Origin of the sequence: Providencia sp. PROV205 (genome assembly GCF_028479505.1) — a bacterium.
Classification (GTDB): Bacteria; Pseudomonadota; Gammaproteobacteria; order Enterobacterales; family Enterobacteriaceae; genus Providencia; species Providencia huaxiensis.
Window position 1 is genome coordinate 1 of record NZ_JAMPNU010000035.1, and the last position, 14,927, is coordinate 14,927.

A 14,927-nucleotide genomic window follows, 5' to 3' on the forward strand; every position below is an offset into this window, starting at 1 on the left:
TTAAATAAGTTAGGGACTGATACTGTTCTTCTGTAAATGGATCAAAATCAGTACCTTCTAGTTCAATACCAATAGAGAAATCGTTACATTTCTCATGGCCCTGGTAAGAAGACTGGCCTGCATGCCAAGCTCGTAAATGAAAAGGGACATATTGAATAATTGTACCATCACGGCGTATTAGGCAATGAGCTGAAACACGAAGGTGTTTAATTTCATTAAAAAATGGATGTTCATCAGGGTTTAAAGTCCCTGTAAATAATTGATTTATATAAGGGCCACCAAATTGACCCGGTGGAAGGCTGATATTATGAATGACTAGAAGAGAAGGTATGGCATTAGTGGGGCGCTCATCATGATGTGGAGAAGGGATATGAGTCACATTATTTAGCCAACCATTATGTATTTTCATATCGTTATCCATAGTATTCTCTTTTCTTTTTTGTTAGCACTCGTTATCTGCAAACGGAAAGATTAGCATAGATGAAACGAAGCGAGTGTATATTTTGGAGTTAAAAATGACTATACGGCGATATGATGAACAACAAAGACGCGAAAAACTTTTTGAGCGGTTACAGATTGATATTCCTTTTATGGTCAGTGTGGCTTTGAAAGAGGACTTAGGTCAATCTGTTGATTATAAAAAGGATATTACTGGTCAGTTGTTAAATGCGGATAGGCAAGCGAGTGCTCGAATTATTACTCGTGAACAAGGTGTTTTTTGCGGTAAGCAATGGTTAGATGAAGTCTTTCTTCAACTTGGCGGGCAAGTCAAAATTGATTGGAAGGTTCAAGATGGTGAAACCGTGGCTCCTAATCAAGTTCTTTGTGAGATGCATGGCCCATCACAAATTTTATTAACTGGTGAGCGCACGGCTTTGAATTTTATTCAAACGCTTTCTTCTGTTTCAAGTATAACTGCTGAATATGTAAAACAAATCACAGGTACAAGAGCGAAGTTACTTGATACACGTAAAACTATCCCAGGCTTAAGGACCGCTTTAAAATATGCAGTATTGATGGGGGGAGGGTTTAACCATCGCCTAGGTTTATCTGATGCTTACTTAATAAAAGAAAACCACATTATATCGGCCGGTTCAGTTGAACGAGCTGTTGAACTAGCACGTAACGCACATCCTGATGTCCCAATTGAAATTGAAGTTGAAAGCTTAGATGAGCTATTACGAGCCCTGAAAGCGCAAGCTGATATCATTATGTTAGATAACTTTACTCCAGTTATGATGAAAGAAGCTGTCGTGTTAACCGCAGGAAAAGCCGCACTTGAAGTTTCCGGTGATGTCACATTAGCAACGATAAAAGAATTCGCAGAAACAGGGATTGATTTTATTTCTGTTGGTGCGTTAACCAAGCATATTAAAGCCATGGATTTGTCTATGCGTTTTATTGATAAGAATGGGTAATTGATCTAATTAATCAATTCGGGATGCCTTAGCCATAGTATTGCTAATAAAGCTTTAATACACGTTATCTATTCGTGTTAAGTCGGATGTGGGCATCCTACTTACTTATCGCCTAACTGTACTTTGATATTGATTTAAATATCTAAGGGGTTGCAACGAATTAAGGGATTACCACGAAATATTTGTAGTTCCTCATCAATCGAAACATTATTGCATTTTTTTTGTTCATCAATAAATTGAAACATTACAGCGCTATTTTATTTTCTTCATCAATTTTATTCTAAGGTAATGGATAGGCTTGAATGTAAATCTATCAAATAAATTTTAGTTAAGTTTGGGTTGAACTGTTTTGTTAACATAAAATTAACACACTTGCAGTCTTGGGGAGTAAAAATTGCTATTAAGGGGGTTGTTTGTTTTTAAATTCATTAATTGTGAATTTAAATTCACTCAACTGGTTGCTTTAACGGTTCAGTTTTTGCATTTTAGCATAAAAAATCGTTTTTAATGTTAAAATATGTCATGCTAAATTACATATTAGGTTATCAATTCATGCTAAATTTTAAAAAAAATTGTTAAGATTTGCAGGATTTTATGATTTAGCGCAAGGTCTTTATGGACAGATAGTGAATACTTTGTTACTTTATTAACCCATAAATAAATTGGTATTACCAATTAACACTGGGTAATACATAATCAATAGTTACTCACTTATGAATATGGCAGATTATGACTTACGGTAAAATTCGCCAACCAAAGTTATCAGATGTAATAGAGCAGCGTCTCGAACATCTTATTTTCGAAGGGACATTACGCCCTGGCGAAAAGCTGCCCCCTGAACGCGAACTTGCAAAGCAGTTTGACGTATCTCGACCATCAGTGCGTGAAGCAATTCAAACGTTAGAGGCTAAAGGCCTTTTATCTCGCCGCCAAGGTGGCGGAACCTTCGTACAAAAGAAAATGTGGCAAAGCTTTAGTGACCCTTTGGCTCAGCTACTTGAAGGCAATCCTGAATCTCAATTTGATCTCCTTGAAACTCGCCATGCCCTTGAAGGTATTGCAGCTTATTATGCAGCACTTCGTGGCACAGATGAGGATCTTGAACGGATTCGCCAAAGCTATGAATTAATTAAGACAGCGCAAGAAAATGGCGGGCTAGAAGCAGAGTCAGACGCAGTATTACAATATCAACTCATTGTGACTGAAGCTGCTCATAATGTCGTTTTATTACACCTTTTGCGTTGTATGATCCCGATGTTAGAACAAAATATTCGTCAGAATTTCGAGTTCTTATATACCCGTAAAGAAATGTATAAAGCAGTTAGTGAACATCGAGCACAGATTTTTGCCGCTATAATGGCAAGAGAACCTGAAAAAGCACGTGAAGCTTCTCATCGTCATTTAGCCTTTATCGAAGATCTACTGTTGGATATTAGCCGAGAGCAAACTCGCAGAGAACGTTCTTTACGTCGGTTACAGCAACATCCTGATTTGAATTAATAATATAGATCCTGACTGCTGCGTCTATATTATTGTGAGTACTCTAATTAAGAGTTAAAGCGGCAACTACATCAGGGCCTATCTTCCTGCTGTTTTACAGCAATGAGGAAAATAGCAGGAAGATAGGCTCCACATAAACATATAAAATAGATAACAGATAAGGAATACACCATGTCAGATATGTTAAAAAATGACGTGGATCCGATTGAAACTCGCGACTGGCTACAGGCGATTGAATCGGTCATCCGTGAAGAAGGTGTTGATCGTGCTCAGTTTATTATCGAACAGGTATTAAGCGAAGCACGTAAAGGCGGTGTTAATATTGCCGCTGGTGCATCTGGTCATTCTGATTACATCAACACAATAGCTGTTGAAGATGAGCCGGCATACCCTGGTAACATGGATTTAGAGCGCCGTATTCGCTCTGCAATTCGTTGGAACGCAGTGATGACTGTTTTACGCGCTTCCAAAAAAGACTTAGAACTGGGTGGCCACATGGCTTCTTTCCAGTCATCAGCAACTTTATATGAAGTGTGCTTTAACCACTTCTTCCGTGCACATAATAACAATGACGGCGGAGATTTAGTCTTCTTCCAAGGTCATATCTCTCCTGGTATTTACGCACGTGCGTTCTTGGAAGGCCGCTTAACTGAAGAGCAAATGAACAACTTCCGTCAAGAAATTGGTGGAAATGGTCTGTCTTCTTATCCACACCCTAAATTAATGCCTGACTTCTGGCAGTTCCCGACAGTGTCAATGGGGCTGGGGCCAATTAATGCTATCTATCAAGCTAAATTCCTGAAATACCTTGATAACCGTGGGCTGAAAGATACATCAGCTCAGCGTGTATATGCATTCCTTGGTGATGGTGAGATGGATGAGCCAGAATCTAAAGGTGCAATTACTATCGCAACTCGCGATAAATTAGATAACTTAGTTTTTGTTATCAACTGTAACCTGCAACGTTTAGATGGCCCAGTTACTGGTAATGGTAAAATTGTTAATGAACTAGAAGGTATCTTTAATGGTGCTGGCTGGCAAGTTATCAAAGTTATGTGGGGCGACCGTTGGGATGAATTACTGCGTAAAGATACGAGCGGTAAACTTGTTCAACTGATGAACGAAACCTTAGATGGCGATTACCAAACCTTTAAATCACGTGACGGTGCATACGTTCGTGAACACTTCTTTAATCGTTACCCAGAAACTGCAGCATTAGTTAAAGATATGACTGATGATGAGATTTGGGCTCTGAACCGTGGTGGTCACGATCCGAAGAAAGTGTATGCTGCATTCCAAAAAGCCAAAGAAACTAAAGGCAAACCGACTGTTATTCTAGCGCAAACCATTAAAGGTTATGGTATGGGTGAAACTGCAGAAGGTAAAAACATTGCTCACCAAGTGAAGAAAATGAACATGGATGGCGTTCGTCATTTCCGTGATCAGTTCAATGTGCCTGTTGCTGATGAGCAAATTGAAAAACTGCCATACATTACGTTTGAAAAAGATTCCGAAGAGTACAAATATCTACATGAACGCCGTCAAGCGTTAGGTGGTTATTTGCCAGCTCGTCGTTCAACCTTTGATGAAAAATTAGATATTCCTGCACTGGCAGATTTCAGCCAATTATTGGAAGAACAATCTAAAGAAATTTCAACAACTATCGCGTTCGTTCGTGCGTTGAACGTCATGTTGAAAAACAAATCGATTAAAGAACGTTTAGTACCAATCATCGCTGATGAAGCGCGTACATTTGGTATGGAAGGTCTATTCCGCCAAATCGGTATCTATAGTCCTAAAGGTCAGCAATATACTCCGCAAGATCGTGAGCAAGTTGCTTACTATAAAGAAGACTCTAAAGGTCAAATTCTGCAAGAAGGTATCAATGAGCTGGGTGCGGGTTCTTCTTGGTTAGCGGCTGCGACATCATACAGCACTAACAACCTGCCGATGATCCCATTCTATATCTACTACTCAATGTTTGGTTTCCAACGTATTGGCGACTTGATGTGGGCAGCGGGTGACCAACAAGCACGTGGTTTCTTAATTGGTGGTACTTCAGGCCGTACAACACTGAATGGTGAAGGTCTACAGCATGAAGATGGCCATAGCCATATTCAATCACTGACTATTCCTAACTGTATTTCTTATGACCCAGCTTTCGCTTACGAAGTTGCGGTGATCATGCAAGACGGCTTAGAGCGTATGTACGGTGAGAAACAAGAAAACGTTTATTACTACATCACGACGCTGAATGAAAACTACCACATGCCAGCAATGCCAGAAGGCGTAGAAGAAGGTATCCGTAAAGGTATCTATAAACTGGCTTCTGTTGAAGGTAGCAAAGGTAAAGTTCAGCTATTAGGTTCAGGTTCGATGATGCGCCACGTGCGTGAAGCAGCGGATATTCTGTCTGCTGAATATGGAATCGGTTCTGATGTCTATAGCGTGACTTCATTCACTGAATTGGCACGTGATGGTCAAGATTGTGAGCGTTGGAACATGCTGCACCCATCTGAGGCACCACGTGTTCCTTATATTGCACAAGTTATGAACGATGCACCTGCAGTCGCATCAACTGACTACATGAAACTGTTTGCAGAACAAGTTCGTACTTATGTTCCTGCAAGTGATTACCGCGTTCTGGGTACAGATGGTTTCGGTCGTTCAGACAGTCGTGAAAACCTGCGTCACCACTTTGAAGTGGATACATCCTATGTGATTGTTGCAGCGTTAGGTGAATTAGCTAAACGTGGTGAGATTGATGTAAAAGTCGTTGAAGAAGCGATTAAAAAATACAACATCAACCCAGATAAAGTTAACCCACGTTTGGCATAAGAGGTAAAAATCAATGTCTATTGAAATCCAAGTGCCTGATATCGGTGCTGATGAAGTTGAAGTCACCGAAGTGATGGTTAAAGTTGGTGACAAAGTAGAAGCTGAGCAATCGCTTATTACCGTTGAAGGTGATAAAGCTTCTATGGAAGTCCCATCTCCACAAGCGGGTGTGGTAAAAGAAATTAAAATTGCTGTTGGCGATAAAGTGACAACAGGCAAATTAATCATGGTATTCGAAGCGGAGGCGGGTGCAGCAGCGCCTGCTCCTGCAGAAGCCCCAGCAGCTCCAGCGGCAGCACCAAGCGCAGCGGTATCGAAAGATGTTGCTGTACCAGATATCGGTGGCGATGAAGTTGAAGTTACTGAAATTATGGTTAAAGTTGGTGACACGGTTACGGCTGAGCAATCTTTAATCACTGTTGAAGGCGATAAAGCCTCAATGGAAGTTCCTGCACCATTTGCGGGAACCGTTAAAGAAATTAAAATTGTAACCGGTGATAAAGTGAAAACTGGCTCACTGATTATGGTCTTTGAAGTTGCAGGCGCGGCTCCTGTAGCGGCTCCGGCTGCTCAAGCTGCAGCGCCATCAGCGCCAGCTGCTTCAGCGGTTAAAGATGTCAACGTACCAGATATCGGTGGTGATGAAGTTGAAGTCACTGAAGTGATGGTAAAAGTGGGTGATACCGTTTCTGCTGAGCAATCAATCATTACCGTTGAAGGCGACAAAGCATCAATGGAAGTTCCTGCGCCATTTGCGGGAACCGTTAAAGAAATTAAGATTGCGACTGGCGATAAAGTGAAAACTGGCTCGCTGATCATGACCTTTGAAGTGGCAGGTGCAGCTCCAGCAGCGGCTCCAGTAGCTCAGTCATCTGCTCCGGCTCCTGCGGCCGCTCCAGCCCCAGCAGCGCCAGCAAAAACAACTGACAGCAAAACTGAATTTGTTGAAAACGATGCATACATCCATGCAACACCAGTTATTCGCCGCTTAGCGCGTGAATTTGGTGTTAACTTAGCGAAAGTTAAAGGCACAGGCCGTAAAGGCCGTATCCTGCGTGAAGACGTTCAAGCTTACGTGAAAGATGCCGTAAAACGTGCGGAAGCTCCTGCAGCAGGTGGCGGTTTACCTGGTATGCTGCCATGGCCGAAAGTGGACTACAGCAAATTTGGTGAAGTTGAAGAAGTTGAACTGGGTCGTATCCAAAAAATCTCTGGTGCTAACCTGAGCCGTAACTGGGTAATGATCCCACACGTTACGCTGATGGAAGAAGTGGATACCACTGAAGTTGAAGAATTCCGTAAGCAACAAAATAAAGAAGCTGAAAAGAAAAAACTGGATGTGAAAATCACACCATTAGTTTTTGTCATGAAAGCGGTTGCTCGTGCTCTGGAAGAAATGCCGCGCTTTAATAGCTCTATTTCTGAAGATGCGCAGCGCCTGTTCCTGAAAAAATATATCAACATCGGTATTGCGGTAGATACACCAAATGGCTTAGTTGTTCCAGTCTTCAAAGACGTAAACAAAAAAGGCATTTTAGAGTTATCTCGTGAACTGATGGAAGTTTCTAAGAAAGCGCGTGCAGGTAAATTGACTGCGTCTGATATGCAAGGTGGCTGCTTCACGATTTCAAGCCTTGGTGGTATCGGAACAACCGGTTTTGCACCAATCGTGAACGCACCAGAAGTTGCAATTATGGGGCTGTCACGTTCTTCAATGAAACCTGTTTGGAATGGTAGCGAGTTTGTTCCTCGCTTGATCCTGCCAATGTCACTGTCCTTCGACCATCGTGTAATCGATGGTGCTGATGGAGCTCGCTTCATCACCCTAGTAGGGCAATTAATGAGCGATATTCGCCGTTTAGTGATGTAAATAATAAGACCGGCGAATAAGCCGGTCTGTTTTATTTAGGCTGGGGCAGAATTTTTTGCTGCCGCTACGAAAGGTTGGGAGTTACATCACGAAATGAGCCTTTTCAGGGTGTTAACAATTCTGTAAACTGCTCTCGGTGTGTACTTTTCCAGTGGAAGATCGTTTATTCAGCAGTACCGCTGGACAAAACAAAAAGAGGTCATGATGAGTACTGAAATTAAAGCCCAAGTCGTTGTGCTTGGTGCAGGCCCTGCAGGTTATTCTGCGGCTTTCCGTTGCGCTGACTTAGGTTTAGAAACTGTTTTAGTAGAACGTTATTCAACCCTTGGTGGTGTTTGTTTAAACGTTGGCTGTATCCCTTCTAAAGCTTTACTTCATGTTGCAAAAGTGATCGAAGAAGCAAAAGCTTTAGCAGAACACGGTATCGTTTTTGGTGAGCCAAAAACTGACATTTCCAAAGTTCGCTTATGGAAAGAAAAAGTCATTAATCAGCTGACGGGTGGTCTGGCTGGTATGGCTAAAGGCCGTAAAGTTACCGTAGTTAACGGCTTCGGTAAATTCACAGGTGCCAACACGCTGGTTGTTGAAGGTGAAAATGGTAGCACAACTATCAATTTCGATAACGCAATCATTGCTGCGGGTTCCCGTCCAATTCAATTACCATTCATTCCACATGAAGACCCGCGTATTTGGGATTCAACAGATGCATTAGAACTGACTGAAGTTCCTGAGCGTCTGCTGGTTATGGGTGGGGGTATCATCGGTTTAGAAATGGGGACTGTGTATCATGCACTGGGTTCTCAAATCGATGTGGTTGAAATGTTTGACCAAGTCATCCCAGCGGCTGACAAAGATGTGGTTAAAGTATTCACCAAACAAATCAGTAAAAAATTCAATCTGTTGTTAGAAACTAAAGTAACGGCAGTTGAAGCGAAAGAAGACGGTATCTACGTTTCTATGGAAGGTAAAAAAGCTTCTGCAGAACCACAACGTTATGATGCAGTATTAGTGGCAATCGGTCGTGTTCCTAACGGTAAAAACTTGGATGCAGGCAAAGCAGGCGTTGAAGTTGATGACCGTGGCTTTATCCGTGTGGATAAACAAATGCGCACTAACGTTCCACACATCTTCGCTATTGGTGATATCGTTGGTCAACCAATGTTGGCTCACAAAGGTGTTCACGAAGGTCACGTTGCCGCAGAGGTTATCTCTGGTCTGAAACATTACTTTGACCCGAAAGTTATTCCATCCATCGCCTATACTGAGCCAGAAGTTGCATGGGTTGGTTTAACTGAGAAAGAAGCGAAAGAACAAAATATCAGCTATGAAGTTGCAACTTTCCCATGGGCTGCGTCAGGCCGTGCAATTGCATCTGACTGCTCAGAAGGTATGACTAAACTGATTTTCGACAAACAATCTAACCGTGTTATCGGTGGGGCTGTTGTCGGTGTGAACGGTGGTGAATTACTGGGTGAAATCGGCTTAGCAATTGAAATGGGTTGTGATGCGGAAGACTTAGCACTAACTATCCATGCTCACCCAACACTGTACGAATCAATCGGTATGGCTGCTGAGATTTACGAAGGTAGCATTACTGATTTACCAAACGCTAAAGCGAAAAAGAAAAAATAATTTTCTTTAATCGCATAGATAAACAGTATCTCTAGTATGCTGTTTATCACCAAAGCGAATGAAGCCAATGTGGAAACACGTTGGCTTTTTTTGTTTTTGTGAATATAAACAATTAGTCACATGCTTTTATCCAATTATTTATTAAAATCAATATTAATCATTTTATAAGTAATGTGTATTTAATTTTAAATAATAGAATGTTTATTAATAATAACAGTTAGTTGACTATAAAAATATTAAATTCTAATTTCTTTATTCTATTTTTTATTGATAACTAATAAGGAAGTTAGTTTATGGATGATGTGACACATCTAGGTACAATAACTGTATGGGGAAACAATCCAAGAGAACATCTTAATGACTATTTTAATAATTATGATAATGCTCATGAAGATATTGATTTAACTGGGAGGTATGAAAAATTAAAATGTATTTTACATGAAAATCTTTATGATAATATAAAACTAACTGACATTCATGATGATGTTAATAATCACAAAGTCGACATTTTTAAAAATCCTTCGATTAAAATTAAGGATAATTTAAAATCTAAACAAACATTAATTGAAAATGATTTAATTATATTGAGAAAGGATATTGCGGAGATTGAAAAATCGCCTGGCTGGAAATTTATCATTGATCCACAAAAATATCCATGTACGTACAAATGGCATTTTCAATCTTCAGACTCCTCAAAATTAAAAATTTCAGCAACCTTTAAATTTCGCACAATTGAAGATAGAGACAGGCTCCTCGCAGATGATTTTGACGATAATATACCGGGTATACCGAGGTTTCCTTTTGATAATATAGATCTATATATAGATGCGGTTAATAAGCGAGCTGACCGTGATGCTAGAAATCAATTGCTCGAAATTAAGAGACAACATAAAAATATTACGGATAAAATTCAGTTTAATGTAAATGAATTAAATAAGCTGAAAATAGCCCAAAGTAGTGTATTTGCCGTTCCCACACCGAATGTTCCTACATTACCTCATGGCGTTGGTTCAAATTCACAAGTAACACAAACAGCAGATAGCAGTATTGCAAAAGGTATCGAAAAGGCATTAGGTAATATTCGCGATGGCCTAGCGGAAACGTTTGATTGTACTTTCGGAATGAGTTGCTCAAATGATATAGATAAAGCAGCAAAAAATCCAAATGTTGGAATGGAGTTAGGGGTAGAAGAAAAAGGTGCTTTAGAGACTTCTGGTGGTAGCGTAAGTGGCACTCCTAATGGACTTGAGCCCGATGATCAAAGGCTTAAACAACAAACAATTCAAGTTTCTAATAGAAAAAATGAAATTAAAGAATTATTTGAATATGATAATAGTAGATCTGGCATTCAAATAGGAAATAGGACTTTAATTGAAACGCCAAACAAAGGTAACGCAAAGATTTTTAATGGAGCATCAGAAGTAGAAATTAAGCAGTATTTTGTTGAGTTAACAGGTAATAGAGTTTTACCGGAAGTAAGGGCTGTTCCGGGAAAAGGGAATATTTATACTGTTAAAACTCCAAATGGGAGCTTCAATCTACGTGATTTTTCTCATTCTGCAAGTGAAACAGGGAAGGCTTGGACGATTGATATTCCAAGAGGTATTGCTAAGGATGCTGCACCAGCAGAAATAAAATTTTTAAAGTGAGTCTATAATGGAAAAAACTCTACATTTTGATGAGATTATTGGTGATGCAAAAGGGCTATGGTTATCAGGGTTGTTTGGTTCCATAGTGAGTTGGAATCCAAACAAGTGTTTCTATGAACATAGGGGGATATTCTTTTCTATGATAAAAGAGTTATTAGAGAAGCAAATAATTAGATTCTGTTCTCCTGATGATCCTTTAGGCAAAAACATTCCGTATTGGAATGCTAATAGTCAAGAAATTGTTAATCATCTTGAACAATACTGGCCTGAAAATGCTAAAGCAGAGGATGATGATGACTTGAACTTCTATTTTTATGAAATGCCAGCGATTTTATGGATGGATGGATCCGGAAAATATGTGGGTTCTTAAATTTTCTATCTAAATAGGTTTAGGTCAATACAATAATTTCCTTAGATGACTCTGTAAGACCCTGTAAATAATTCTGTATATTTACAGGGTCAAATGATCTGACTTGATGATGCTCAAGGCGTAAGCAATCGCTGGTTTGGCCATTGTTTACACCTTATCTACATTTACTAACTTTCAATCATTGGTGTAAGCTAAAACAAAATAATACCTATTAATAAGAAAGCGCTATGGAACTAAAACCCACTGCAATTTTAATTCATGTCCCTGATGTTCAAGCAGGTTTGGCTTGGTATCAGCAAGCTTTTCCACAAGCAAAGGCAGAATACTTGCCTGATTTTGATTTCACCTTACTGAATGTCGGAGACTTCACGATAGAAGTGGTGCAAGCGGATGAAAAAGTTAGTGAGGGTAAAAAGGGAACGGTATTGTATTGGCAAGTCGATAATTTTGATTTGGCTTTTGAGCATTTCACTCAACTAGGGGCAAAACTGTACCGCGGGCCAATGTTAATAGATGGTAACAACCGAATGTGCCAACTTGAAGACCCGTTTGGCAATTTAATTGGTTTAAAAGGGCGGTAAAATCCATTAAAACCTTTAAAAGGATTAAAACCAATCGCAATGATTTACCTTATCAATTAGTAATATAAATAAAATTGCGATAAAAAATATAATTTGTGATAGCTGATGAAAAAAGGCACTAATTAGGGTGCTTTAAATTTTAAAATGCATTATAAAAAGTATGGTTTTTTCGGCATTTTACGATGATTAATAGTATCTTAAGCTGAAAAATAACCAGTAATGAAGTGTTAAGGCGTAAAGTTAGTAGTTAAATGTTGCTTTCTTGTGAATGAATTAACATTACGTTTAAATTCTGCTATGCTGATCGCCCGAAGCTGGGCATAATTTTACCGCCATTGAGATTATGCGAGCAAATTCCTCTGACCTGGCACCGGATGATAATTTTGTCAGTATGGTGCAGACAGCCGGGTATACAAATTACAATGAAGCGAGGAGAACGTCGTGCTAGAAGAATACCGTAAGCACGTAGCCGAGCGTGCCGCTCAAGGGATTGTCCCTAAGCCATTAGATGCGTCACAAGTAGCTGCACTGGTAGAGTTACTCAAAAACCCACCCAAAGGTGAAGAAGATTTCCTGTTAGACCTGCTGACCAACCGCGTCCCCCCTGGTGTTGACGAAGCAGCGTACGTAAAAGCTGGATTTTTAGCCGCGATAGCTAAAGGCGAAACTTCCTCTTCTCTTATCTCCCCTGAAAAAGCCATTGAACTGCTAGGGACTATGCAGGGCGGATATAACATCCATGCACTAATTGAAGCGTTGGATGACGAAAAACTTGCGCCAATCGCCGCTAAAGCACTTTCCCACACCTTACTGATGTTTGATAACTTCTACGACGTAGAAGAAAAAGCGAAAGCGGGAAATGTTCACGCGAAACAAGTTATTGAATCATGGGCAAATGCCGAGTGGTTCAAAGAGCGCCCTGCGTTAGCTGAAAAAATGACCGTAACTGTGTTCAAAGTGACTGGTGAAACTAACACAGATGACTTATCGCCAGCCCCTGATGCATGGTCACGTCCAGATATCCCATTACACGCATTAGCAATGCTGAAAAACGCACGCGATGGTATTGAACCAGATGATGCGGGTAATGTTGGCCCAATCAAGCAAATTGATGCGCTGAATAAGAAAGGTTTCCCACTGGCTTACGTGGGTGACGTTGTCGGTACTGGTTCTTCTCGTAAATCAGCGACTAACTCCGTGCTATGGTTTATGGGTGACGATATCCCATTTGTGCCAAATAAACGTGGCGGTGGGGTAGTATTGGGCGGCAAAATTGCACCCATCTTCTTTAATACAATGGAAGATGCGGGCGCATTACCAATTGAAGTGGACGTTTCTAAACTGAATATGGGGGATGTGATTGACATCTATCCATTTAAAGGTGAAGTGCGTAACCATGAAACGGGTGAGCTACTCGAAACATTCGAATTAAAAACAGATGTGCTGATTGACGAAGTCCGTGCGGGTGGTCGTATTCCACTGATTATCGGCCGTGGTTTAACCAGCAAAGCACGTGAATCTCTGGGCTTAGAAGCAACAGATGTATTCCGTCACGCGAAATCCGTTGCACAAAGCAACCGTGGTTTCTCATTAGCACAAAAAATGGTTGGTCGTGCTTGCGGTCGCCCAGGTATTCGCCCTGGTGAATACTGTGAGCCAAAAATGACCTCTGTAGGTTCACAAGATACAACTGGCCCAATGACCCGTGATGAGCTGAAAGACTTGGCTTGTCTTGGTTTCTCTGCAGATTTGGTTATGCAGTCATTCTGCCACACTGCTGCGTATCCAAAGCCTGTTGACGTCACAACGCACCATACCTTACCTGATTTCATCATGAACCGTGGTGGTGTTTCTCTGCGTCCAGGCGATGGTATTATTCACTCTTGGTTAAACCGTATGCTATTACCTGATACCGTCGGTACAGGTGGTGACTCACATACGCGCTTCCCAATTGGTATTTCATTCCCTGCGGGTTCTGGTTTGGTCGCATTTGCTGCAGCAACAGGGGTAATGCCTCTGGATATGCCTGAGTCAGTACTGGTTCGCTTTAAAGGTGAAATGCAGCCGGGTATCACATTACGTGACCTTGTTCATGCAATCCCACTGTATGCAATCAAAGATGGTTTACTGACCGTAGAGAAAAAAGGTAAGAAAAACATTTTCTCTGGCCGTATCTTAGAAATCGAAGGTTTGCCTGAGCTGAAAGTTGAACAAGCGTTTGAATTAGCGGATGCGTCAGCAGAGCGTTCAGCAGCGGGTTGTACTATCAAATTAGATAAAGCGCCAATTATCGAATACCTGCAATCGAATATCGTTCTATTAAAATGGATGATAGCAGAAGGCTATGGTGATCGTCGTACTATTGAACGCCGTATCAAAGGGATGGAAAACTGGTTAGCAGATCCACAACTGCTAGAAGGTGATGCAGATGCGGAATACGCAGCAGTCATTGAAATTGACCTGAATGATATCAAAGAGCCAATTCTGTGTGCACCAAACGACCCAGATGACGCACGTTTATTGTCTGATGTTCAAAACGAGAAAATTGATGAAGTCTTCATCGGTTCTTGTATGACAAACATTGGCCACTTCCGTGCAGCAGGTAAGTTATTGGATTCCCACAAAGGCCAATTACCAACGCGTTTATGGGTTGCGCCACCAACTAAGATGGACGCAGCACAATTAACTGAAGAAGGTTACTACAGCGTCTTTGGTAAGAGTGGTGCGCGTATTGAAGTTCCAGGGTGTTCACTGTGTATGGGTAACCAAGCACGTGTAGCTGATGGAGCGACGGTCGTTTCCACTTCAACGCGTAACTTCCCGAACCGTTTAGGGACAGGTGCGAATGTTTACCTCGCATCAGCAGAACTGGCAGCGGTAGCCTCTTTATTAGGTCGTTTACCAACACCAGCAGAGTATCTGCAATTTATGGATAAGGTCGATGAAACAGCAGCGGATACCTACCGTTACTTGAACTTTGACCAGTTATCACAATATACCGAAAAAGCGGATGGCGTGATTTTCCAAACAGCCGTGTAACAAGGTAATATTAATCATGGAGGCTCCTAA

At 40.9% G+C, this 14,927-nt stretch carries 10 protein-coding genes; 9 read left to right on the forward strand and 1 reads right to left on the reverse strand.

Annotated features, from left to right (window positions below; translation table 11 throughout):
- Positions 1–409: 1,6-anhydro-N-acetylmuramyl-L-alanine amidase AmpD (gene ampD, locus PR800_RS17980; protein WP_272531220.1), on the reverse strand; the 409-nt coding region annotated here is incomplete at its 3' end.
- Between the two features lie 106 nt (positions 410–515).
- On the opposite strand from ampD, the gene nadC reads away from it, so the two are divergent.
- The 9 genes from nadC (at position 516) to acnB (ending at position 14,897) form a co-directional block, all read left to right on the forward strand.
- Positions 516–1,418, forward strand: a complete 903-nt coding sequence (nadC, locus tag PR800_RS17985; RefSeq protein WP_102137406.1) for a carboxylating nicotinate-nucleotide diphosphorylase — start codon at positions 516–518, stop codon at positions 1,416–1,418.
- Positions 1,419–2,147: 729 nt separating this feature from the next.
- Positions 2,148–2,918, forward strand: coding sequence for a pyruvate dehydrogenase complex transcriptional repressor PdhR (gene pdhR / locus PR800_RS17990; protein WP_004261987.1), 771 nt, complete (start codon positions 2,148–2,150; stop codon positions 2,916–2,918).
- Between the two features lie 171 nt (positions 2,919–3,089).
- The gene (gene aceE, locus PR800_RS17995) at positions 3,090–5,756 is read left to right on the forward strand and encodes a pyruvate dehydrogenase (acetyl-transferring), homodimeric type (RefSeq protein ID WP_102137407.1); all 2,667 of its coding nucleotides are present in this window, start codon (positions 3,090–3,092) and stop codon (positions 5,754–5,756) included.
- A gap of 13 nt (positions 5,757–5,769) precedes the next feature.
- Complete coding sequence (gene aceF, locus PR800_RS18000) at positions 5,770–7,626, forward strand: pyruvate dehydrogenase complex dihydrolipoyllysine-residue acetyltransferase (RefSeq protein ID WP_210843279.1); 1,857 nt, start codon at positions 5,770–5,772, stop codon at positions 7,624–7,626.
- A gap of 204 nt (positions 7,627–7,830) precedes the next feature.
- Positions 7,831–9,258 carry a dihydrolipoyl dehydrogenase gene (gene lpdA, locus PR800_RS18005; protein ID WP_102137409.1) on the forward strand — a complete coding sequence of 476 codons (1,428 nt, stop codon included), beginning with the start codon at positions 7,831–7,833 and terminating at the stop codon, positions 9,256–9,258.
- A gap of 293 nt (positions 9,259–9,551) precedes the next feature.
- A complete protein-coding gene (locus PR800_RS18010; RefSeq protein WP_246516982.1) occupies positions 9,552–10,907 on the forward strand; it encodes a hypothetical protein in 1,356 nt (451 codons plus the stop codon).
- A 7-nt stretch (positions 10,908–10,914) separates the two neighbouring features.
- Complete coding sequence (locus PR800_RS18015) at positions 10,915–11,277, forward strand: hypothetical protein (protein ID WP_166267662.1); 363 nt, start codon at positions 10,915–10,917, stop codon at positions 11,275–11,277.
- A gap of 227 nt (positions 11,278–11,504) precedes the next feature.
- Positions 11,505–11,858 carry a VOC family protein gene (locus PR800_RS18020; protein ID WP_166267664.1) on the forward strand — a complete coding sequence of 118 codons (354 nt, stop codon included), beginning with the start codon at positions 11,505–11,507 and terminating at the stop codon, positions 11,856–11,858.
- Positions 11,859–12,299: 441 nt separating this feature from the next.
- The gene (acnB, locus tag PR800_RS18025; protein WP_166267666.1) at positions 12,300–14,897 is read left to right on the forward strand and encodes a bifunctional aconitate hydratase 2/2-methylisocitrate dehydratase; all 2,598 of its coding nucleotides are present in this window, start codon (positions 12,300–12,302) and stop codon (positions 14,895–14,897) included.
- The last annotated feature ends 30 nt before the right edge of the window (positions 14,898–14,927 follow it).